This is a genomic window from Roseibium sp. AWQ4_290, assembly GCF_056160985.1.
This window is the reverse complement of sequence record NZ_JBSWYG010000005.1, coordinates 230,420-251,695: the sequence shown is the minus strand read 5'-3', so window position 1 is coordinate 251,695 and position 21,276 is coordinate 230,420. Positions and strand designations below refer to the sequence as shown.

The 21,276-nt window shown below is 58.0% G+C and carries 18 protein-coding genes; 14 read left to right on the top strand and 4 right to left on the bottom strand.

The window, feature by feature from the left end; all coding sequences use genetic code 11:
* The first annotated feature begins 1 nt into the window (after position 1).
* The 6 genes from ACXAH0_RS07435 to ACXAH0_RS07410 all read left to right on the top strand — a co-directional run bounded on the left by ACXAH0_RS07435 (position 2) and on the right by ACXAH0_RS07410 (position 6,783).
* Positions 2 to 1,399: a M20 family metallopeptidase gene (locus tag ACXAH0_RS07435; protein ID WP_475183922.1), complete on the top strand. Its 1,398-nt coding sequence runs from the start codon at positions 2 to 4 to the stop codon at positions 1,397 to 1,399.
* 18 nt (positions 1,400 to 1,417) lie between these two features.
* Positions 1,418 to 2,236, top strand: coding sequence for a sulfite exporter TauE/SafE family protein (locus tag ACXAH0_RS07430; RefSeq protein ID WP_475190013.1), 819 nt, complete (start codon positions 1,418 to 1,420; stop codon positions 2,234 to 2,236).
* 55 nt (positions 2,237 to 2,291) lie between these two features.
* Positions 2,292 to 3,794 (top strand): amidase, encoded by a 1,503-nt coding sequence (locus ACXAH0_RS07425; RefSeq protein ID WP_475190009.1) that lies wholly within the window; start codon positions 2,292 to 2,294, stop codon positions 3,792 to 3,794.
* 14 nt (positions 3,795 to 3,808) lie between these two features.
* A complete protein-coding gene (locus ACXAH0_RS07420; protein ID WP_475183928.1) occupies positions 3,809 to 4,147 on the top strand; it encodes a RidA family protein in 339 nt (112 codons plus the stop codon).
* Positions 4,148 to 4,236: 89 nt separating this feature from the next.
* Complete coding sequence (locus ACXAH0_RS07415; RefSeq protein ID WP_475190007.1) at positions 4,237 to 5,469, top strand: NAD(P)/FAD-dependent oxidoreductase; 1,233 nt, start codon at positions 4,237 to 4,239, stop codon at positions 5,467 to 5,469.
* A 351-nt stretch (positions 5,470 to 5,820) separates the two neighbouring features.
* Positions 5,821 to 6,783 (top strand): helix-turn-helix transcriptional regulator, encoded by a 963-nt coding sequence (locus ACXAH0_RS07410; protein ID WP_475190005.1) that lies wholly within the window; start codon positions 5,821 to 5,823, stop codon positions 6,781 to 6,783.
* A 217-nt stretch (positions 6,784 to 7,000) separates the two neighbouring features.
* Here ACXAH0_RS07410 and ACXAH0_RS07405 read toward each other — a convergent pair whose 3' ends face one another.
* Positions 7,001 to 7,363, bottom strand: coding sequence for a hypothetical protein (locus ACXAH0_RS07405; RefSeq protein WP_475190004.1), 363 nt, complete (start codon positions 7,361 to 7,363; stop codon positions 7,001 to 7,003).
* A 452-nt stretch (positions 7,364 to 7,815) separates the two neighbouring features.
* Here ACXAH0_RS07405 and ACXAH0_RS07400 point away from each other — a divergent pair, with 452 nt between their 5' ends.
* The 3 genes from ACXAH0_RS07400 (at position 7,816) to ACXAH0_RS07390 (ending at position 12,013) form a co-directional block, all read left to right on the top strand.
* The gene (locus ACXAH0_RS07400; protein WP_475190002.1) at positions 7,816 to 8,934 is read left to right on the top strand and encodes an HD-GYP domain-containing protein; all 1,119 of its coding nucleotides are present in this window, start codon (positions 7,816 to 7,818) and stop codon (positions 8,932 to 8,934) included.
* A 291-nt stretch (positions 8,935 to 9,225) separates the two neighbouring features.
* Positions 9,226 to 9,411, top strand: coding sequence for a hypothetical protein (locus ACXAH0_RS07395; protein WP_475190000.1), 186 nt, complete (start codon positions 9,226 to 9,228; stop codon positions 9,409 to 9,411).
* A gap of 607 nt (positions 9,412 to 10,018) precedes the next feature.
* The gene (locus ACXAH0_RS07390; protein ID WP_475189998.1) at positions 10,019 to 12,013 is read left to right on the top strand and encodes a HAMP domain-containing methyl-accepting chemotaxis protein; all 1,995 of its coding nucleotides are present in this window, start codon (positions 10,019 to 10,021) and stop codon (positions 12,011 to 12,013) included.
* A gap of 371 nt (positions 12,014 to 12,384) precedes the next feature.
* Here the strand turns inward: ACXAH0_RS07390 and ACXAH0_RS07385 are convergent, their stop codons facing one another.
* From ACXAH0_RS07385 to ACXAH0_RS07375, 3 genes are all read right to left on the bottom strand, one after another.
* A complete protein-coding gene (locus ACXAH0_RS07385; RefSeq protein WP_475189996.1) occupies positions 12,385 to 13,596 on the bottom strand; it encodes a GGDEF domain-containing protein in 1,212 nt (403 codons plus the stop codon).
* Positions 13,597 to 13,867: 271 nt separating this feature from the next.
* Positions 13,868 to 15,025, bottom strand: coding sequence for a cytochrome-c peroxidase (locus tag ACXAH0_RS07380; protein WP_475189995.1), 1,158 nt, complete (start codon positions 15,023 to 15,025; stop codon positions 13,868 to 13,870).
* Positions 15,026 to 15,248: 223 nt separating this feature from the next.
* Positions 15,249 to 16,130, bottom strand: a complete 882-nt coding sequence (locus ACXAH0_RS07375) for an FCD domain-containing protein (RefSeq protein WP_475183946.1) — start codon at positions 16,128 to 16,130, stop codon at positions 15,249 to 15,251.
* Positions 16,131 to 16,232: 102 nt separating this feature from the next.
* Between ACXAH0_RS07375 and ACXAH0_RS07370 the strand changes: the two genes are divergently transcribed.
* The 5 genes from ACXAH0_RS07370 to ACXAH0_RS07350 all read left to right on the top strand — a co-directional run bounded on the left by ACXAH0_RS07370 (position 16,233) and on the right by ACXAH0_RS07350 (position 21,240).
* Positions 16,233 to 17,222 (top strand): sialic acid TRAP transporter substrate-binding protein SiaP, encoded by a 990-nt coding sequence (locus tag ACXAH0_RS07370; protein WP_475183949.1) that lies wholly within the window; start codon positions 16,233 to 16,235, stop codon positions 17,220 to 17,222.
* A gap of 67 nt (positions 17,223 to 17,289) precedes the next feature.
* Positions 17,290 to 17,835 (top strand): TRAP transporter small permease, encoded by a 546-nt coding sequence (locus ACXAH0_RS07365; protein ID WP_475183951.1) that lies wholly within the window; start codon positions 17,290 to 17,292, stop codon positions 17,833 to 17,835.
* Positions 17,832 to 19,112: a TRAP transporter large permease gene (locus ACXAH0_RS07360; protein ID WP_475183953.1), complete on the top strand. Its 1,281-nt coding sequence runs from the start codon at positions 17,832 to 17,834 to the stop codon at positions 19,110 to 19,112. The genes ACXAH0_RS07365 and ACXAH0_RS07360 overlap by 4 nt, the downstream gene beginning before the upstream one ends.
* 11 nt (positions 19,113 to 19,123) lie before the next feature.
* Positions 19,124 to 20,125, top strand: coding sequence for a zinc-binding alcohol dehydrogenase family protein (locus ACXAH0_RS07355; protein WP_475189993.1), 1,002 nt, complete (start codon positions 19,124 to 19,126; stop codon positions 20,123 to 20,125).
* Positions 20,122 to 21,240, top strand: a complete 1,119-nt coding sequence (locus ACXAH0_RS07350; RefSeq protein WP_475189991.1) for a mannitol dehydrogenase family protein — start codon at positions 20,122 to 20,124, stop codon at positions 21,238 to 21,240. The genes ACXAH0_RS07355 and ACXAH0_RS07350 overlap by 4 nt, the downstream gene beginning before the upstream one ends.
* Positions 21,241 to 21,276: the final 36 nt, after the last annotated feature.

Genomic DNA, 21,276 nt, shown 5'->3' with positions numbered 1-21,276 from the left:
CATGACACTGAAAGACACGGCACTGAACATCAGTGCCAGCTATTTCGACGGCGGCAGCTTCAAGACAGACTTGCAGAATCTTGTCGCCTACCCGAGCGAAAGCCAGGAAGAGCGCGGCGAACCTCATCTTCTGGCCTATCTCAACGAGGCAATGATCCCGATGCTGACCGAGCTCGGATTTGACTGCCGCCTCTACGACAATCCAGCCCCCGCCGGCGCCCCCATTCTGGTGGGGCAGCGCATCGAGGATCCGGCCTTCACCACCATACTGACCTATGGCCACGGCGATGTGGTGCGCGCCCAGACGGAGCAGTGGCGCGAGGGCCTGTCCCCTTTCGAGATTGTCGAGGAAGGCGACCGGCTTTACGGGCGCGGCACGGCAGACAACAAGAGCCAGCACCTGATCAATATCCGCGCCCTGGCCGCCGTGATTGCCGCACAAGGCGAGCTAGGCTTCAATGCCAAGATCCTGCTGGAAATGGGCGAGGAAAACGGCTCGCCCGGCCTGAAGCAGTTTTGTGAAACCAAGAAAGACCTGCTGAAAGCCGATGTGCTGATCGCCTCCGACGGCCCCCGGCTGAAGCCGGACTGCCCGACGATCTTCACCGGCTCACGGGGCGGAGCCACCTTCGATCTTCTGGTCGATCTGCGCGAAGGCGCCCATCACTCCGGCAATTTCGGCGGCCTCCTGGCCGATCCCGCCCTCATTCTCTCCAATGCGCTCGCGTGCATCACCGATGCGCGCGGCCAGATCAAGGTGCCCGAATGGCGCCCGGACAGCCTGACCCCGCGCATCCGTGAGGTCTTGAGCGTCCTGCCGGCAGTAGAAGCCGGGATTGCCCTGGACGGGGATTGGGGCGAAGCGGATCTGACCCCCGCCGAACGGGTGTTTGGCTGGAACAGCTTTGCGGTACTGGCCATGAAATCCGGTGTGCCGGACGCCCCCGTCAACGCGATTTCCGGCTGGGCACGGGCCACCTGCCAGCTGCGTTTTGTGGTCGGTACCGATCCCGACGACATCGTCCCCGCGTTGCGGCGCCATCTCGACAAGAACGGGTTTGAAACAGTCCAGGTTCTGCAGCCGGACCTTGGATCTTTCCCGGCCACCCGGCTGGACCCGGACCATCCCTGGGTCGGCTTCGTGTCCGCTTCCCTTGAAAGGACAACCGGCGCCCGGCCGCATCTTCTGCCAAATCTGGGCGGCTCCCTGCCCAATGACTGTTTTGCCGATGTACTGAGCCTGCCGACAATCTGGATCCCGCACAGCTATGCGGGCTGCAGCCAGCACGCTCCGGACGAACATATCCTCAAATCCCTGGCCCGGCAGGCCCTGCTCGGCATGACCGGCCTGTTTGCCGATATTGCGGACGGAACCGGCTTGCCCGGCCGGCCCAGCTGACAGCGTCAGAAGATGGACATGATAGCGGACACCCTGCCGCTGGCCGGCATTGTCATCCTGTGCGGTGCACTGGCAGGCCTGATATCCGGCCTGCTCGGGGTTGGCGGCGGCATCATTCTGGTGCCCGCCTTCCACTACATGTTCACCACCCTTGGCTTTCACCCGGATCAGCTGATGCAGATCTGTGTGGCCACCTCCACCGGCACGATCATCTTCACCTCGCTCCGCTCCGTGCTGGCCCATGCCAGGCGTGGCGCCGTCAGTGTGGACCTGATCCGCAGCTGGGGGCCGTTCATCGCGCTCGGGTCCGTCGCCGGGGTGGCGGCGGCCACCTCCTTGCGCTCTCAGGACCTGCAACTGGTGTTCGGGATAATTGGCGTTTCCATGGGTCTCTATATGGCCCTTGGCCGGGCCCATTGGCGGCTTTCATCAGAGCTTCCGCGCCCGGTGCTTGGCCGGACCTATGGAATGGTGATCGGTTTTTTGTCTGCCCTGATGGGGATCGGCGGCGGCTCCTTCACCGTGCCGCTTCTGACCGCTTATGGGGTGCCCCCGCACCGGGCGGTAGGCACGTCCCCGGGCTTTGGTCTTCTGATCTCCGTGCCCGGCTTCCTGACCTTTCTGGCCACCGGCTGGCAGATCGCGGGCAAACCGCCCTTTACCATCGGTTATGTCAACCTGCCGGTGGTCCTTCTGGTGGTCGCTGCCACCATGCTGACGGTGCCGCTCGGGGTGAGGCTGGCCCACAAGCTGTCCGCGAAACAGCTGAAGCTGGTTTTTGCGCTGACAATCCTGCTCCTGGCCGGAAACATGTTGCGCAAGGCCCTGATCGCGTGACACCTGTACGTTTCTCCTTCCCGGCAGCCGCCGGCAACTGCGGACCTTAAACCCCATGGCTCACGTTTCCGATCCGGCAGATCTTGGCGCCCTTGAGGCGCGGCAGCTGATTGCCCGAAAACACTTGTCTCCCGTGGACCTGACAGAAGCTTGCATTGCGCGGGCCGAGACGCTGGACCATGCGGTCAATGCGCTGGTCGCCAGAGATTTCGACGCCTTGCGGAAAGAGGCCAGACAGGCGGAAGCAGCCGTGATGGCGGGCAAAGACCTGGGGCCGCTCCATGGTCTGCCCTTCGCCGTGAAGGACATGATCGATGTGACCGGCCTGCCGACCACCTTCGGATCGGAAATCTTCCGGAACAATATCGCAGTCAAAGATGATGCGATTGTTGCCGCCATGCGGGTGGCAGGCGCCCTCCCGCTTGGCAAGACCAACAATCCGGAATGGAGCGCGGGCGGCAACACCCGCAACCGGGTCTATGGGGTCACCGCCAATCCCCACGATCTTTCCAGAACCTGCGCCGGGTCGTCCGGTGGCTCCGCCGCAGCCCTTGCCTGCGGCTATGCCCCCCTGGCGACCGGGTCGGACACCGGTGGCAGCCTTCGCAATCCGGCGGCCTTTTGCGGGGTGGTCGGCTTCCGGCCCAGCCCCGGCATCGTGCCAGGTGACACCCGCCCGGCGGCTCTCATTCCCTTGTCAACCTCCGGCCCGATGGCCCGCTCCGTGGCCGATGCGGCCCTGATGCTGTCTGTTCTGGCCCGCCCGGACCGCACCGACCCCTATACGTTTGTGCTCAATGGCAAGACCCCCTGGGATGCTGGCGCCTTTGCCTGCCTGCCAGGGCGCCAGCTGTCCTCAGCCAGGGTCGCCTTTACCGAGGACTACGGCTTTGCCCCAACAGAAAGCCTTGTGCGCGGCCACTTCCGAAACGTTGTCTCCGCCCTGACGCCCTTTGTCGGTACGCTGGAGGAGGCCAGTCCGAAATGCGACGGCGCAGACCGCATCTTTGCGGTTCTGAGGGCCGTGATGTTTCTGGGCAAGCTCGCCGAGTTCGTCGATACCCAGCCTGAGCTGGTCGGCCCCAATGTGACGGACAACATTGAAGAAGGCCGCCGCTATTCCGCCGAAGACGTGGCCACCGCCCTGATTGACCAGGGCCGCTACTACCGGGACTGGCATGCCTTTTTCGAGACCTGCGATTTCCTGATCTCACCGGCGGTGACGATTTCGCCAAGGTCCTGGCGGGAGCTGTATCCCAAAGAGATCGACGGCACCCCGACCCAAAGTTACTATCACTGGCTGGCCATGGCCTATGCGTCCACGATTGCCGGACATCCAGCCATCACTATCCCCTGTGGCAGGGACGCAAATAACATGCCCTTCGGCCTTCAGATTGTCGGCAAGCGTCACGATGATCTGGGTGTTCTGGCCATCGCAGCCGAACTGGAAGCCATCATTTCAGGTCTGCCCGGTCTGGCCCCCAAGGGACCTGACCTTGCCTCCATCACCGCAGCCGCTCCCATTTCGGAAGCGGACGGCTTTTTCACCTTTGACTGAAGAAAGGCACCCCCATGTCAAAGATCCCACTGTCCAAGATCCGCCGCGTTGGCAATACGGTCTATCTCTCCGGCGAACTCGGCTTTGATGCCGACGGCAAGATCCCTGAAGGGATCGAGGCCCAGACCCAGAACTGCATCGACAACATCAAGGCCAGCCTGAAAACCCAGGACATGGACCTTTCCGACGTGGTCTCCTGTACCTGCTTCCTGACCGACCCGTCCGACTTCGCCGCCTTTAACGGCGTTTATGCCAGCACTTTCCCGGAGCCCTTTCCGGTGCGCACCACCATCGGCTGCCAGTTGATGATCGACGCCAAGGTGGAAATCACGGTGATCGCGGCCAAAGAGTGACCGCAGCGGCGCTGGGGCCTGACAGGCCCTTGCGCCTCCGATCACAATCTCGATTGATATTTTCCCACGCCCCGTTGAGGAAACACATCATGGCTGAGATATTGGTTCTGGGCGCTGGAATGGCCGGTGTTTCCGCAGCCCTGGAACTGCAGGCCCGTGGCCACAATGTTGTTGTGGCCGACCGCAAGGCGCCGGGCCAGGAAACAAGCTTCGGCAATGCCGGGATCATCCAGGCGGAAGCTGCCGAACCCTATGCCCTGCCGAGGGATCTTCCCACCCTTTTGAGCTACGCGTTGGGCCAGTCCAATGATGTGACCTGGTCCTGGCGTGCGGTTTTGTCCATGGCCCCGGCGCTCTGGCGCTATTTCCGCACCTCCGCCCCCGACCACCACCAGGCGCTCTCCCGTATCTATGCCCAATTGACCCGCTCCGCCCCCCGGGACCACGCTCCGTTGATTACCGCCTCCGGCGCGGACAACCTGATCTCCCGGGAAGGCTTCAACTTTCTCTTCCGCCACCAGAAGAATCTGGACGCGGCGGCAGCGGATCTGGACCGGCTGGAACAGTTTTACGGCATCACCTCCCGCGTTCTGGATGGCCAGGCCTTCCGGAGCGAGGAACCGGCGCTCAAAGCCGCCCCTGCGGGTGCGATTCACTGGCTCCAAAGCTGGACCTGCTCCGATCCGGGCAGCCTTGTCGGCCACTATGCGGATCTCTTCGTCCAGCGCGGCGGGCGCATGGTGAGCGCCAACGCTACCGGCCTGCGCGCCACACGGTCCGGATGGAGCTTGCCGGGTGCTGACGGGCCACTGGAAGCAGAACATGCGGTTGTTGCCCTGGGCCCCTGGTCGCCAGAGGTTCTTAAGCCGCTCGGCTATACGGTCAGGATGGTTCTAAAGAGGGGTTACCACGGCCACTACGCAGCCCCCCTCTCCCTGCGCCGTCCCTTTGTGGACACGGATTACGGGGTGGTGGCTGCCTCCATGCGGCAGGGCCTGCGTGTGTCAACCGGCGCTGCGCTTGTGCCCATGTCCGCGCCGCACGACACAAGGCAGCTTGAGCGGGCCGTCCACGGGCTGTCCCCCTTGCTCGATCTGGGACCGAGAATTGAGGAGCCCCAGTGGAGCGGCACCCGTCCCTGCCTGCCTGACATGCTGCCTCTGGCGGGCCCGGCGCCCCGTCACAAGGGCCTGTGGTTTCATTTCGGTCATGGCCATCAAGGCTTCACCCTGGGGCCGACCACAGCCCGTCTGCTGGCGGATGCCTTTGAGGGCAAAACTGACAGCCTAGTGAGCGCTCTATCTCCGCTTGGCCGGGTCTGAAACTGGACGCACCCCGGGTCCGCACTTGAGTGGGCGCGTGACAGACGCGAACAGCTTCCCAACGCATACATTACTTAAGATGCTCCTTAAGCTTATAATTTAAAAAAGGAATTTGGGTATCCACACCCAGCCTTTACAAAAGTCATAAAGTAATACTTAATAGAGTTCACGAAAAATTTCCCTACGGAACTAAAAAGATGATATGCCCAACTTACAGTGCACGGGAAACAGCAGCGAAAGATCGGAACCTTGAAATTCTGAACTTTTGGACCAACTTTAAAACAATCCGCAGAAAACAAAACAAACCAACATAACCCTAAATGAAAAACGAACCTCTCTTGAGGACATAAGATGTTTGCTTGCACGAAGCTCATAGAGGATCTGTCTGACGCGGACGACCTCTCCCGGTTTCTATCCGAAAAGAAATACGCCCCGGACAGCCTGAAAGCGGAAGCCCACCGAAAGAGTATCCAATACGAAACGCGCACAGCTGCCTCAGAGACGTTTTCGGTCAGCAAAACTGCAATCAACGGCAACCTTGTGATCAGACCGGAGACAAACTGGAACTGGCACTTGTTCATTTTAAGCGAGAGGGGAGACGTCCATTGCCGGGAACGCAACCAATGGAGCCACGGCAATCCCAGAACCGCCATCGCCTTTGATGGCACCGATTGCGAAAGAGCCTGTTATCAGGACAATCAGATGTTGTCGCTCGCAGTCAAGCCCGAGGTTCTGACGCACCATCTTTCCATCATCCTGGGTGTACCCGTTGAAGACAAGATCGTCTTTGAACAGTCAATGAACCTTTATAATCCGGCTCTGCAAAGCCTTGTCTCCATTTCAAACTGCTTTGTGTCGGATACGAATATCGATCTTCTGACCGGCTCTCCGGCGATCGCCAAACAGATGAGCCACTTGCTCATCGAAATCCTTTTGACGAGCTGGCCCCATTCCCAGTCCCACAAGCTGCGAATCTGCACACACCCCAGCAGGCGAAGCTCCGTGCAACGGGCCGTCGATCTGATCGAAGCGGATCCGATGGCCATTTCAAGCGTTCCGGATCTGGCAGAAACCTGCGGTGTCAGTGTCCGCGCGCTGCAATACGGCTTTGAAAAACATCTGGAGATCCGCCCGGCGGAATATTTACGCAATGTCCGCCTGAAACGAGCCCGGGAAGACCTGTTGTCTCAACCACACCAGTCGATCGGTGTCATCGCGAGACGATGGGGCTTTCTGAACCCGGGAAGGTTCAGCGAGTATTTCCGCAATTTCTACAAGGTCAGCCCGTCGGAACTGAGAAGAGGCGGCCGCTAAAGCAGATCTTGTTTCGTCAAATTTGTCTTTTGCAGCGTGAAACCAAAGATTTCAGCACAATAGACAAACCGGTTATACCAAGATCAACAAAAAAGACCTTGTGGACGGAATTAGACAACAACCAGAGCGCCAAAAAACCGGATCAAGCCTTGCCCCTTGAAACAAAAGTGGGCAGCCGCCTGAGCCGTGCCAGGAGAGCACCATACTGGTCAGATGCTCACCGCCCCCCGTCTTTGGTTCCCCTCTCAGGCTCGGTTGCATTGTCCGTTTCTGCAAACGCCAGAGCCCGCAGCAAAACTTCGATGCTTTTCGCTTTCGTGGCCATCAGGGCACGGGCCTCAGCCCGGTCGGCGCTGAGAGTCCCGAGTCCGGCAGCCAGCTGCATCATGTCCTCAATGCTGGAGAGAAGGGACCATTTCAGAGGATAGTCGTCGGGAAGCCAGCTCTGAGCAACAAGAGAAAGACCTTCAATCTGTTCACACAGAACCTTATCCGCGCGCTCGATCTTTTCCATGGCAATGGCAAGACGGCGCTCTTGCAATTTCGGGTGAATATGCGAAGCTTTTTCTTTAGGTCTCATAAGGAACCCTACGTCATATTTCGCGGAATTTCAAGAAATGTCTATTATCCACTCACCCAAGATCAACCGCATCGATATCATAAAACACGATAACTTAAATTCAACGCAAATTAAACTTCACTCTAAGTATAATATCCTGCTGCGGTATTCGTAATTTGCACAGTCCGTGTTCTCTTTTTGTTAAAGGATGTGCTTGAAGATGAAGTCGATAAGAAAGAACTCAGCTTACTCAGAGCTTTAAAACCAATAACAAGTGACCATGACTGATCAGATCCGGCCCCTTGCCAGCACGAAAACCCTGAGAAGGCCTGCCGCCGATTAAACCACCACATGGACCGCACATAAAAACACCAGCCCCCCTGACGGGCAACTCAAACCGCTTTGCCTGAAGCAAAAACATCAAGACCGGCAGAAGACCGGCCCCCATTGTGCTCTTTGACCGGAATAGGAAAATGAGGGACACCCGACGCGCAACACACTATCTGCTGGCAGGCGACAAGGCGCCCGCGAACCCGCTTTTTGACAAGCTGTCAAAGATCATTCCAGCGCACCTTTCCACACTGTCCAGTTTTCCAAGCGATGCGGCCAAAACAAGCCATGCGGTCATCGTTGATCTGGCCGGAGCCAAACCCTCAGATCTGCAAATTCTGGGAAAGCAGGTCCGCCAGAACGGGCAGCACCCGTTCTATTTCGTAGTGGATCAGGGCAACCGCCTGGAAGTGACACAGGCGCAGGCGTTCGGCGCAAAGGCACTGCTGCCCAGGGACGCTCCGCTGAAACAGATTGTCCGCCTCATCAAGATGGAAGACAAGGTCCGGCAAAAGCAGCTCAAACCTGCGGTCGACAATTTGAAGATCAACACTGCAATCTCCAAGACAGACGCCCTTTTCGACGAATTTGCCATAGCGATCAGCGAGGACGCCCAACTCCCCCTGCCCCAAACCCTGTCTACGGCCCACAGCCTGATAGAGGCCATGAGCGATGGCGGGCTGTCACAATGGCTGACGGCCGTGGCCCAGCATCACAGCTACACCTACCGCCACTCCATGATGGTGGCCGGCATCGCCTCGGAATTTGCCGGAGCCACCGCCCTCAATCCGGCAGAAACCAAAATCCTGGTGGTCGGCGCCCTGATGCATGACATCGGCAAGATGAAAATCCCGGTAGCCATTCTGGACAAGCCCGGCAAGTTGACCCCCCAAGAATACGAAATTATCAAGCAGCACCCGGTTTATGGGGACCAGATCCTGGCGCAGGACGCGCGTATCCCGACCATTGTCCGCCAGCTGACCCGAAATCATCACGAGATGCTTGACGGGTCAGGCTATCCAGACAAGCTGCGGGACCAGCAAATTCCAAAACTTGTGCGCTCGCTGACCATCTGCGACATCTACACCGCCCTGATCGAGCAACGTGCCTACAAGGAAAGCCTCTCCCAGAAAGAGGCCCTGGCGGAGCTGGAGCGCATGAAGGGCAAACTGGACCAGCAGCTGCTAGAATGTTTTGCCCGGATGATGACTTCCTCCACATCTCCCCTTGGTGAAGTCCGCAGACCGCGCAACGAAGTCTGAGTTCCCGAAAAACTCTCGTAAGGTTTGATCTTCGCGATAAAGATTTAGAAAGACACTCTTCGCTAGAAACAGACCCCTCCCTCTTGAGCCCTCCCTTCAACCCTGCTTTGGGATCAATGACGGCCCTAGCTTTTCTTTGCCGTGATCACTTCACTCAGGGATCGTTTTCATGAGGACGCCTCCACGACGTCGCAAACACAACTTTGACCTGGGCCTGATCCACCTGTCTGAAGCGGAAAAATACAGCCTTGCGCATATCGGCGAGATCGAAACGCTGTTCCAGGAAACGGCATGGGATACATCGCCGCACTCGCGCAAAGGATCAAGCACCTCAAGCAGATTGTAACCGCCCTTTCGGACCAGGAACTGACAGAACGGAGAGAGGGCGTTTCCCTTGGCAAAGATGGCGCCAGCCTTGCCCTCGTTCTGATGCTGCTAAAAGAGCAATCGAAACCTTCAGGTTCCGCCGGCACATAATGCCAAGCACAGTTGCTCATGGCCTCTTTGACGCCCCTCTCCCAGAGGGAGCATCATGGACACCGGCCCGCAGCACCAGGGCCGATGGAGCCGTCTTTTCCGGCCGCCACACAGCAAACCGCGCCCCGGCCGGCCAGCACGCCCCCCCCCCCCCCAATGCACCGACAGCAACATCTAAAGTTCAACGACGCTCTTTGAAGCAAACCTTCAAAGAAGAAAAACTTAAGTCTCAAATTCAAATAGATCCGACTCACCAAAAAACATGCCTGACCGTCAGCCGAGCTATAAAATTCGTTTTTTGGATATGATTGCATATTCCGAACACAAGAAAACACGCCACAATAAGAAATAACACGTAATTAAATATAGATTAACCCGAATAACTCTACGTTCGAATCAATAATAATCGCAAATCGACCTAGAGTAAACTTTCACGCCCCTGCACAGCCATCCAGCGCCCAGCTCTCCAGCACCACCGCCGGAATGTGCCAGGAGCCATCGGCCAGAGGAAATACATCCAAAGGCCGTCACGCCTGGAGCCTGCGCTTCAGACCTAGAAACACGTGTTCGAAAGAACAGACAAACACTTGTCCAACCGGAGACCGACATGAAAATCTGGATGAAGATCGTTTTTGGATTTGGCGCTGTTGCCCTTATTATTGTCGCAATAGGGGGTTGGACCTATTTCGGCATGGAAGACGTCGTCAAAGACATCGCTGAAATGGAAGATATGAGCGGAGATGCGCTGCTGTCGTCGGAAATGAACGCCGACATGGCCAAGGCTCTGCTCAACACCAACAAGTACATTCAGACCCGCACTGACGAAGCCCTTGCCCAGGCCCGGGAATATGTCCAGCAGATGAAAAAGGGGATTTCAACAGCGAAAGCCGAGATTCAAAATCCGGAACGGGTCAAGCTGCTCAAACAGATTGAACGCGACATGGAAGAGTTCGAAGCCGGACTGGATCAGGTGGTCGCACTGTATCAGGAGCGGGACGATCTGGTGAAAAACACGCTGGACCTCATTGGCCCGAAAGCCCGCAAGAACCTTTCGGTTATCAATGAAACAGCCACCCGCGACGGCGACTATCACACCGCGAATCTCGCCGCCCGCAGTTCCCAGGACTTCCTGCTTGCCCGCCTTTATGTGCTGAAGTTTCTTTCCTCCAACAAGGATGAGGACTTTGCCCGTGCCATCGAGGAAATGAACACGGTGGAAAAAGAGGTCGCCAGGCTTCAGGCCAGCATTGAGAACCCGCAGCGCAAGGCGCTTCTGGCTGAAACCGTTCCAATGCTGCAAAGCTACAGGACCGCTTCGGAGCGTGTCCATAACATCATCTTGGAGCGTAACGAGATCCGCCACACCTTATTGGACCAGACCGGATTTGACATCAATGGCGCGGCCGCAAAGATCAAGGATACGGCCGTCGCAGACAGCCATGCCCTGTCCAAGGCGACTCTCGCATCTGCGCAAGCAACGGAAACTGAGGTGCTCGGGGCCGCCACGCTCGGCTTCGTCCTGTCCGCTGTTCTGGCCACCCTGATCACACTGGGCATCACCAGGCCGCTCGCACGCCTTGTCACCGACGCAAGGGGTCTTGCGGAAGGCGATACGTCTGTGGCGTTCAAGGAAGCTGAACGCGCAGACGAAATCGGCATTGTGGCAAATTCCGTGGCCGGTTTCCGGGACACGGTCGTACAGGGACAGGAACTGAGCCGTCAGCAAGAGGCAGAACAAAAACAGCGCGAGGTGCGGACTATCAAGATTGCCGAACTGATCGACACTTTCAGCAGCCAGATTGAAACCATGCTGGAGTCGGTACAAAATGCAACGGTCGGACTGCAGGGGACGGCGACCCAGATGTCGCAAACGGCCCAGGCCACCAGCAACCAATCCACTGAGGTTGCCTCCGCTTCAGAAGAAGCGACCGTGAATGTCCAAACGGTTGCCAGTGCGACGGAAGAGCTGTCCGTTTCCCTGGTTGAGGTCAGCGGTCAGGTGACCCATTCAACGGGCATTGCCGAAAAGGCCTCCGATGCCGCCACCCGGACCAATGCCCAGATCGGCAGCCTGGCCAGCGTTGCCGAAGACATCGGTGAAGTGATCAGCCTGATCCAGAACATTGCCGAACAGACCAACCTTCTGGCGCTCAATGCCACGATTGAAGCGGCCAGGGCCGGGGAAGCCGGCAAAGGCTTTGCGGTTGTGGCAGCGGAGGTCAAGGACCTGGCCAGCCAGACCAGCAAGGCGACCGAGGAGATCTCAACGAAGATTTCTGCCATTCAGCAGGAAACCCGCGATGCGGTGGACGGCATTCAGTCGATCAGCGAGATCATCACCGAGATGAACAGTGTAGCAGCGTCCATTTCCGCAGCCGTGGAGCAGCAATCTGCAGCCACAAGTGAGATCGCGACAAATGTTGACCAGGCCGCCCGCGGCACGGGCGTCGTCAGCGAGAACATTGTTCGGGTGTCCAGCGCCGCCAGCGAAACGGACGAAGCCGCCCTCAGCCTGCTGACAGCATCGGAGCAATTGTCCGCACAAGCCGAGAACATGCGGTCCACCATCGAGGTGTTCCTGAATGACGTGAAAGCGGCCTGAGATTGACAAGGGGGCGGCCCCTTGGCCGCCGCAAACAAGTTTGGGCTAGATCTGGAGCATCGGGCGATAAGTCAGCACGATGCTCCAAAGGGGGCTAATACCAATCGCAATTGATGATGACCTATTTGACCGCGCTTTGAGGGTCTTCGGCTAGGAGTGCGTCGCAGGTCGATACGGGGTATCGGGCCAGACGTGCGACAACGTCCGAAGACCCTCAAAGCGCGGCCTCCGGTGACCCAATTGCGCCCAACGGGCATCGTTGCACCGCTTATCCGGTCAACCAGACCGGGTCGCGCGATGCGCCTAGCCGTTGAACGGAATTGGGACATCAAATAGCTCATCATCAAGTGCGATTGGTATAAAGCCCCCTTTTACGTTGTCCGCTTCCGCAAGGCAGAGAAGCCGGTCAGATTGGAGCCCCGCTCCAGCTTGCCTTCAGGCGTCAGATCCATGGCAACAAGCTGGGCAGCCCCTTGCTGCTGCGCCTGCTGCAGGCCACGGCAAGCCACCTCGATAGCCCGGTCCAGATCAACACAGGCCCGCGTGGTCACAAGACCGGCACTGAGCGAGGTTGTCAGCTTGCCATGAGAGGCTTCCTGGCAGGCAACCTTGAACTTGCGCGAAATCCTCTGCGCCGTCAGCATCGCCAGCTCCTTGTCCGCCCCCGGCAGATAGACCACGAATTCCTCCGTTCCAAGCCGGCCCTGGAGCGCCCTGTCATCCGCCGTTTCCTGAAGGACCCGCCCAAGCAGGCGCAGAACCGCGTCCCCCATCGCGTTGCTAAAGGTTTCATTGACCGATTTGAACTGGTCCAGCTGCAGCACAATCACACTATAGCGGGCCGATGCATTCTGCCCGGAAAGACTTGTTTGCGCCCGGCCGAGAAACGCCCTTCGGTTGAGCACCCCCGTCTGGCCATCCCGCAGGGCCTGATCCTTGAACCCCAAAAGTGAGCGCTCAATTACCATGCAGGCAGGCAGCACACACATCATGATATTGGCGAAGAGGAGCATGATCAGGTAAATGGCCATGAAGACATAGGGAAAAGCGGTCAGAAAATCCGGCGGCTGATAAAAATTCTGGTTGGCCAGATACCAAAGCACGCCTGCGGCTTCGATCAGGGTTGTCACCCCCAGCAGCCGGACGGAGTGCAACTCATTGTCCGTGTGCCTGAACGCCAGCCATGCAATCCACGCATTGTTGATGAGCATCAAGGCGCAGGCCACATTCACGCGCAAAACGAAATTTGTATGGAAACCGGGAATACAGCACAGCAACAGCCACAACCCTAAGGAGGCAACCACAAGCCATCCATGCCGCCGCAATCCCAGAAAGTCCGCGAACCCGCATCGGCGCAAACCGGCCCCGGCCAGGATCAGCCCATTGCTGAAAACAACGCTCACGCCGTAGGGAATTACCCCGCGCAGGGCAACAAGCAGCGTTCCGCAGCCGATCAGGAAAAACCCGGCGGCCCAGAGCGTCACGCTCAAGGGTCTGGTTTTATCCTGCGCACTCCAGAGGAAATTGAACAAAAGCAAGATGGCGCAGCCTGCAAAGCCGGTCACCATAAGACAGGTAAACATTGTCGGGGTATCAAGCGTCATGGTTCAAACAAGCGGTTTCCGGGACACTTGATCCTCTCGCCAACATTCAACGTGACGTCGGACCTTAAATCAGGCCCTCTAAATTGTCACACTGGGAGTTTTCCTTACACCATGGGCATGACACACGGATAGTGCCTCAAACGGTAATCAACAAGGGATCCCAAAGCGGGTCATGGCAAGCTCCTGCCGGGGCCGGAGAGCCACACAGGACGATGCGGTTTAGTGAGGTACTGCCGCGCAAGCCTGCGATCTACTCAAGCAGGTCCTCATAACGTTTGTCTGTCAGGGTCTTCAGGAAAGCGACCAGCGCATCAATCCGCCTGTCGTCCAGCGCTGGCCCGTGCTCCAGTTTCTCAAGTGACAAAGTGCCACCCACTTCCGGCGCTGCCCAGGGAGCCCCGGTTTCAGGATTGATCTGAGCCTTCGCCGCCTTGCTGTTATACTTGTTGTAAAACTGGATGGTGGTGCGCAGGTCCTTGAAAACACCATTGTGCATATAGGGACCGGTGACCGCGACATTGCGCAGGGTTGGCACCTTGAATTTGCCCAACTGCTCCGGGCCTGAAACATCCGGATTGTTGACAAGCCCCGGGTCCACGGCGTCAGCGCCAAGACCGTTGGCAGCCCGGGCCTCAACATTCACGGGCACACCGATATTGTGGTATTCGTAGTTGGAGAAGGTTTCCTTTTGGGAAACTTGAGAGGCCTGCAGCTGGTGGCATTTGTTGCAATTGGTGAACTGAGCGGAAAAGAACAGCACGCGGCCGAGCTCCTCCTGATCGTTCAGCTTGTATTCCCCGCGCAGAAACCGGTCATATTTTGAATTGAACGGCGCGAAAACCGGCGTCTTTTCATAGGCCGCCAGACTGTCCTGCAGCGCCCAGTAGCCCCTGTCTGGATCGTCCAGCGAGCCCTCCCCGTAAAGAGATAAAAAGGCCTCACGGTAGGTCGGGTTTTCCCGCAGCCGCGCCACCACCGCCGCTTTGCCGTCCATACCCATCTCCAGCGGGTTCAGCGGCGGACCTCCGGCCTGGACCGCAAGATCTGAAGCCCGCCCGTCCAAAAACTGCCCGCCCTTGTAGGTCCCGTTCTGTGACCGGTGAAATACAGGAGCAAAGCTCGCATAGGCTGCCGTCGGCGCATTGCGGTCGCCAAGCGAGACACCGTCATCCCCCAGCGACACAGCCAGACCGGCCGCCGTCGGCCGTTTGTCCGTAAATCCGTAGGCCGGATCATGGCAGGTGGCGCAGGCTTGCGTGCGGTTTCTTGACAGATTCACGTCAAAGAACAGCGCTTCCCCCAGTGCCTCCCTGCTCTCAAAACCGGGATCCGCGGAGGCGGCAGAGCTTGCAGCCGCGGCCAGCACTCCGGCAACAACGGCAACGGACGAACGGAACGTGATGCGCATTTTTCGATCTCAAAAATCTTGGGCGGGCCGCCAGAAACGTTGGAACAGAGCCGATCTTCAGACCGCACGCCCATGCAGGCACACAGCAGAGCCCCCTGCCTTTGGGGGCCAGGCAAGTAAAGGTGACTATAAACTTCAAATTTTTACGGAGACTTGAGCCAGATCAACCCGGCGCATGAATGCCGGCCAGGCACTGTGTTGAGACTGACATGAGCAAAGCCCGTTATTTTGACAGCGAGGCTTTCAACGTGAATTTGGCTGACGCCAGATGATCGGCCAGCGCTTGCCGGGCCTCGTCACTCCGCTTAAGCAACAGCGCTTCAATGATCCTGATATGCTCATTTGCGGCGGCCAGATTGCGTTCCTTTTCATCGGATTTGTTCCACCTGTAGTGATAGTGGAAAATCAGGGTGACCGCCCCTTGAACACTGGTGAAGAACCGGTTGTCACCGGCATCATTGATAAGCTTGTGGAACCGGGAATCGAGCGCGGGAAAGTCATTATAGGCGGTTTCGTATTCCTCCAGAAACGTCAGATGCTCTTTATGCATCCTGTGAAGGGCAATCCAGAACCGGTGCTCTTCCGGCAGATTGATCAGTTTTTCGATGGCCCGCAGCTCAAACATCGTGCGCACTTCATGCAGATCTTCGGCATATTTCTCGCTGAACCCTTCCAGTACCCAGCTTTTCCGGGGTTCTTTGCGAATGAATTCGAACCGGGCCAATCCCAGCAAGAACTCCCGCAAGGCCGTTGTCGAGACGCCAAGCTCTCTTGCCAGGGCAGACTCGCTGAAGCGCGTGGTCGCATCAAACTGGCCAGCCAGAACTTTCTCCATGAAGGCGGCTTCCAGAAACTCATCCGGCGTGCGCAGCTCGTCTGCAGCATAATAATCACTGCGCGAGAGTGCGGTGCTGAATTCCCAAACCCCGTCCAGACGCCTCATCTTACCGCATGTTTCCAAGGTTTCGATCACCCGCCGCGCCGTGTTGCGGCTGACCTGCAGCCGGCCGGCAAGCTCGGACACGGAGCCAAAGGACTGGCCCGAGGCGATCAAGTCCAGGGTGTCGTTGTAGCTCTTTTTGAACACACGATCAGAACGCGCCATTCCTGTCCCTCTCCTGTTTTTATATGAATAAAAGACAGTTGACCGGCCCATTTCAAGTCTTTTATCGATAAAGGACACAATAGACCTTGGGAGGAGTTATCAATGGTTCTGAGTGCAGTCTCCAGACGTGCGGTTTCAACTGGCCTCGGGCTTTTGCTCGCGTCGGGGGCATCCTTTTCCGCTTTCGCGCAGGATGTCTTGAAGTTTGGCCATGTGTACGAAACCGGCACGCCCTATCATCAAGCCGCGCTGCGGGCAGCGGAAAAATTCGAAGCGGCCACAAACGGCGCCTACAAGATCGAGGTGTTTCCCGCTTCTCAGCTCGGCAAGGAAACAGCCCTGAATGAGGGGCTTTCTCTGGGCACGGTTGACATCATCTACACCGGCCCCGCCTTCATGGCGCAAAGCTATCCGCCCATCGCCATTTCAGACTATCCGTTCACCATGCGCGGCTACGACCACTGGAAAGGCTACGTCAAATCGGATCTTTTTGCAGAACTGGCAGCTGAGTACACAAAGGTGACCGGCAACACAGTGGCAGCAATGACCTATTACGGCGCGCGCCACGTGACCTCCAACAAGCCGATCTTGAAGCCTGAAGACATGAAGGGTCTGAAGATCCGGACGCCGAATGCTCCGGCCTATCAGCTGTTTCCGAAAGTAACCGGCGCGAACCCGACCCCGATGGCGTTTTCGGAAGTTTATCTGGCCCTGCAACAGGGTGTGGTGGACGCACAGGAAAATCCGCTGCCGACCATTCAGTTTAAAAAATTCTATGAAGTGCAGTCCGATATCAACCTGACCGGTCATATCATCAATTCGCTGGCGACCCTGATTTCGCCTGCAACCGCGAGCAAGCTGGGCGACGACCTCCCCAAACTGAAAGAGGCGCTGGCAGAGGCTGCAGCCTGGGCGTCTGAGGAAATCGTCGCATCGGAAACCGAGCTTGTCGGCTGGTTCCGCGAACAGGGCAACAATGTCAACACCGTTGATCGCACCCCCTTCATCGCGGCTGTCGCACCGGCCCTGACCGGCGCCGATATGCCTTGGGACCCATCCGTCTACGAACGCCTTCAGGCAATCGGAGACTAAACTGACAATCTGGAAGTGGCGGGAGGCTGATGAAGCCTTCCGCCTTTTTTTGCATGGGGAGGTGCACGTGGCAGACAAGGCCGCACACAAGGTGGTGACGTCGGAGCGGATTGACGCCCTGCTTGAAGAACAGGAAGCCTTGGCCAAGGCAGAAGGGCCACGTGTGCCTTTCAAATGGTATGACGCAGCGACCGTCGCGATTTTCCTCGCCTTGTTTGGGGTCGTGTTCCTGCAGTTTTTCACCCGGTATGTGCTCAATGACAGCATCTCCTGGACCGAAGAAGCCGCCCGCTACCTGCTGATTTGCCTCACCTTTGCCGGCAGCATCAAGTGCCAGGAGCTTGACCTGCATATCCGCCTGGAAGTGGTTGACCAGATCGCTCCGAAATGGGTACGGCCGCTGAAAGCCTTTTCGCTGGCGGCCGTCTCCGGCTTTGGTGTCTTTGCCTGCTGGTCGGTCTGGCAGCTGATTCAGCGCACCTCCTTCCAGCAGATGATCTCGCTGCCCTTTCCCAAATACTATCTCTATTCGGTCGTGCTGGCTGCAATGGTGATCTTCTGCTGCGTTTGCCTTTCCCAGTTGATCCGCCTGCTTGGAGGCGCCAGAAAATGACGCTCGCTCTCATGTTTGTCGCACTGTTTGTGCTGATGGTGCTGCGCGTGCCGATTGCCTTTGCGCTCGGACTTTCCTCCATCGGTTATATTCTGGTTGATGGTCTGCCGCCGGTCCTGCTCATGCACAACATGATCAACGGCATGGACAGTTTCCCGCTTCTCGCCATTCCTTTCTTTATCCTGGCCGGTGCCTTGATGAATTCCTCGGGCATCACCAGCCGGATTTTCGGGTTTGCCCGCGCGCTGGTGGGCTGGATGCATGGCGGGCTAGGTCACGTGAATGTCGGGGCGAGCATCATTTTCGCCGGGATGTCCGGGGCCGCCGTCGCCGATGCGGGCGGGCTTGGGGCCATCGAAATCAAGGCCATGCGCGAGGCCGGCTATGATGATGACTTTTCGGTCGGCGTCACGGCAGCCTCCTCCACCATCGGGCCGATCATTCCCCCCTCCCTGCCGCTTGTCATTTTCGGCGTCATGGCCTCCGTTTCCATTGGCGATCTGTTCGTTGCCGGGATCATTCCAGGGCTGCTGATGGCCGGCTCCCTGATGGTCATGGTCTGGTTCTACGCGCGCCGCCGCGGCTATCCGACCGATGAGCGATTTTCTGTCGGCAATGTCTGGACCAAGTTCTGGGCGGCTTTCCTGCCACTCATGACCCCGGTCATCATCGTGGGCGGGATTGTCTCCGGGGCCTTTACACCGACGGAAGCGGCCGTGTGCGCAGCCGCCTATGCACTGGTGCTCGGCGCCATCATCTATCGCAGCATAACCTTGAAATCCTTCATCTCCGTCTGCATGGAAACGATCGAGACCACCGCCTCCGTTTTGATGATCGTGGGAACGGCAACGGTCTTTGCCTGGATATTGACCGCCAATCAGGCCGCAGGAAAATTTGCCGAGCTGGTGTTCAGCATCACCGATGACAAGAACCTCATTCTGCTCATGATCATGTTTGTGGTGCTGGTCATCGGCCTGTTTATGGAAACAATTGCAGCAATTTCCATTCTCGTACCGGTCTTGCTGCCGGTTTCCACCCAGCTTGGCATCGATCCCGTGCATCTGGGCGTGATCGTCATTCTCAATTTGATGATCGGCCTGCTCACCCCTCCCGTCGGCATGGTGCTGTTTGTCTTGTCCAAAGTGTCGGATGTCCCGTTTGGCCAATGCGTGCGCGCAACGATGCCCTTTCTGGTGCCGCTCATTGCCGTGCTGCTGCTGCTCACCTATGTGCCGCAGCTCACCCTCTGGCTGCCCTCTGTTCTCAACGGAAATTAGAGTTCTTTCCCATGCAAACACTGCTATGCGTCGAACCTCACAAGCTTGTTCTGAGGGATGTTGAGGACACAGCCCCCCCGGAGGGATGGGTGCCGCTGGATGTTCTGCGGGTCGGTATCTGCGGGACGGACTATCATATCTATTCCGGCACCCAGCCTTACCTGCAATATCCGCGCGTGATGGGCCATGAAGTCTCTGCACGCGTTGCCGAAGGCTACAACGGAGACGGCTTCACCCCCGGCGACCTCGTCATCGTCAACCCGTATATTTCCTGCGGCCGCTGCCGGGCCTGCCAGGTCAACCGGCCTAATTGCTGCGAGGAGATCAGCGTTATCGGCGTGCACCGGGATGGCGCGATGGCAGAAAAATTCGCCATGCCCCCCTCCAACCTGATCCGCGCCGGGTCGCTGACGCCGGACCAGGCAGCCATGGTGGAATTTCTGGCAATCGGCTGTCATGCGGTGGCGCGCTCGCAGATCAGAACAGGCGAACAGGCCCTGGTGATTGGCGGTGGCCCGATCGGATTGGCCGCCGCCCTGTTCGCCCGCATCGCCGGTGCGGATGTGACCATTGCCGATATGTCGGACGAAAAGCTCAAGTTGCTGGCGCAGGATTTCGCGTTCAACACCCTGGATGCCAAAGACACAGCCAGGATGCAGGCGCTGGACAGCACCTTTCCCAAGGTTTTTGACGCGACCGGGAACATCAAGGCCATGAACAATGCCCTGCGCTACGTCGCCCATGCTGGAACCTATACGTTGATCAGCGTTGTCAAAGGTGATCTCAGCTTTCCCGATCCGGAGTTTCACAAGCGCGAGACAACGCTTCTGGCCAGCCGGAATGCACTGAGCGAAGACTTCCAGAATGTCGTCAAGGCCATTGTCGAAGGGAAAATCGACACAGACAAGCTCAAGACCCATCACACCTCCTTTGCGGATGCACCGGAAAATCTCGCAAACTGGGCGCAGGACCGCGACCGGGTGATCAAGGCAATCATCGAGGTATCGCAATGACAGATGCAAACGGGAACAACCTTCTGAAAACCACAGTCCTGCAGTTTGGAACCAGCCGGTTTCTGCAGGCCCATGCCGATCTGTTCTTTTCGCAGGCTGATCCCGCAGTCACAGTCACCACGGTGCAATCCTCGAACGACCCGTCGCGGGCGCACCGGTTGAAGGCTCTGGCCCTGCCGGAGGGCTTTCCGGTGAAAGTGCGCGGCCTATCCGCCGGCAAGATGATCGACGATGAAATCCGCGTCACCAGCGTCAAGCAGACGCTTTCGAGCGCCACGAACTGGTCCGAAGTGTGCGAGGTTGCCCTGCACGCGGACTATATTGTGTCGAACACCTCAGACCGTGGGTTCGACGCGCAGGACGCCGACGAGGCCCCGCAACCGTCAAATATCATGAGCTATCCGGCAAAGCTCATGCATATCCTGTTCAATCGGTTTCAGGCCCGCAAGGAACAGCCCACCCTGCTGCCGACGGAACTCATTCCAGACAATGGCACCGTGCTGAAGGAGCGCGTTCTCGTGATCGCGGACCGGGTGGTCAGAAGACCGGACTTCATGACCTGGCTCGCAGCAATGCCAAGTGCAAATTCGATCGTAGACCGGATTGTGTCCGAACCGATTGAACCGGCGGGCGCGGTCGCTGAACCCTATGCACTCTGGGCAATCCAGAGCGCCCCCGGGATCACCGCTCCTTGCCAGCATCCGGCCATCCAGATGGTTGATGATCTGCACGTGCCGGAACGGCTCAAACTGCATATCCTGAACCTGGGTCACACCTATATGGCCGATCTTTGGGCACGCGGCGGCTGGGATGAGAACATGACGGTCCTGGACTTCATGCGGTCAGAGCACCTGACCCGGCTGCAAAGCATCTATGATGAGGAAGTGTTGCCGGTTTTTGAAAGAAAAGGACTCGCAGATCAGGCAAGGCCCTATCTGGAGGCGACCCTCGACCGGTTCGCGAATCCGTTTCTTGCGCACCGGATTGCGGACATTGCGCAAAACCACCCTCAAAAAGTGGAAAGACGCATCGTCGCATTTTACGGCTGGGCGGGCGTCGCGTTTGCCGAGGCAGCCCCAACCCTTTATGCGCTTGCAAACGCCCGCGGGAGCTAGAGCAGTTAGAATCCCGGCGAACGCGACCAGCTTCCA

What these genes read in the sequence shown, in the direction of transcription:
- ACXAH0_RS07400 (WP_475190002.1), top strand. Translation starts at nt 7,816, where the DNA reads ATGAGGGACACCCGACGCGCAACACACTATCTGCTGGCAGGCGACAAG.
- ACXAH0_RS07380 (WP_475189995.1), bottom strand. Translation starts at nt 15,025, where the DNA reads ATGCGCATCACGTTCCGTTCGTCCGTTGCCGTTGTTGCCGGAGTGCTG.
- ACXAH0_RS07430 (WP_475190013.1), top strand. Translation starts at nt 1,418, where the DNA reads ATGATAGCGGACACCCTGCCGCTGGCCGGCATTGTCATCCTGTGCGGT.
- ACXAH0_RS07355 (WP_475189993.1), top strand. Translation starts at nt 19,124, where the DNA reads ATGCAAACACTGCTATGCGTCGAACCTCACAAGCTTGTTCTGAGGGAT.
- ACXAH0_RS07410 (WP_475190005.1), top strand. Translation starts at nt 5,821, where the DNA reads ATGTTTGCTTGCACGAAGCTCATAGAGGATCTGTCTGACGCGGACGAC.
- ACXAH0_RS07375 (WP_475183946.1), bottom strand. Translation starts at nt 16,130, where the DNA reads ATGGCGCGTTCTGATCGTGTGTTCAAAAAGAGCTACAACGACACCCTG.
- ACXAH0_RS07415 (WP_475190007.1), top strand. Translation starts at nt 4,237, where the DNA reads ATGGCTGAGATATTGGTTCTGGGCGCTGGAATGGCCGGTGTTTCCGCA.
- ACXAH0_RS07435 (WP_475183922.1), top strand. Translation starts at nt 2, where the DNA reads ATGACACTGAAAGACACGGCACTGAACATCAGTGCCAGCTATTTCGAC.
- ACXAH0_RS07385 (WP_475189996.1), bottom strand. Translation starts at nt 13,596, where the DNA reads ATGTTTACCTGTCTTATGGTGACCGGCTTTGCAGGCTGCGCCATCTTG.
- ACXAH0_RS07390 (WP_475189998.1), top strand. Translation starts at nt 10,019, where the DNA reads ATGAAAATCTGGATGAAGATCGTTTTTGGATTTGGCGCTGTTGCCCTT.
- ACXAH0_RS07395 (WP_475190000.1), top strand. Translation starts at nt 9,226, where the DNA reads ATGGGATACATCGCCGCACTCGCGCAAAGGATCAAGCACCTCAAGCAG.
- ACXAH0_RS07420 (WP_475183928.1), top strand. Translation starts at nt 3,809, where the DNA reads ATGTCAAAGATCCCACTGTCCAAGATCCGCCGCGTTGGCAATACGGTC.
- ACXAH0_RS07425 (WP_475190009.1), top strand. Translation starts at nt 2,292, where the DNA reads ATGGCTCACGTTTCCGATCCGGCAGATCTTGGCGCCCTTGAGGCGCGG.
- ACXAH0_RS07370 (WP_475183949.1), top strand. Translation starts at nt 16,233, where the DNA reads ATGGTTCTGAGTGCAGTCTCCAGACGTGCGGTTTCAACTGGCCTCGGG.
- ACXAH0_RS07350 (WP_475189991.1), top strand. Translation starts at nt 20,122, where the DNA reads ATGACAGATGCAAACGGGAACAACCTTCTGAAAACCACAGTCCTGCAG.
- ACXAH0_RS07405 (WP_475190004.1), bottom strand. Translation starts at nt 7,363, where the DNA reads ATGAGACCTAAAGAAAAAGCTTCGCATATTCACCCGAAATTGCAAGAG.
- ACXAH0_RS07360 (WP_475183953.1), top strand. Translation starts at nt 17,832, where the DNA reads ATGACGCTCGCTCTCATGTTTGTCGCACTGTTTGTGCTGATGGTGCTG.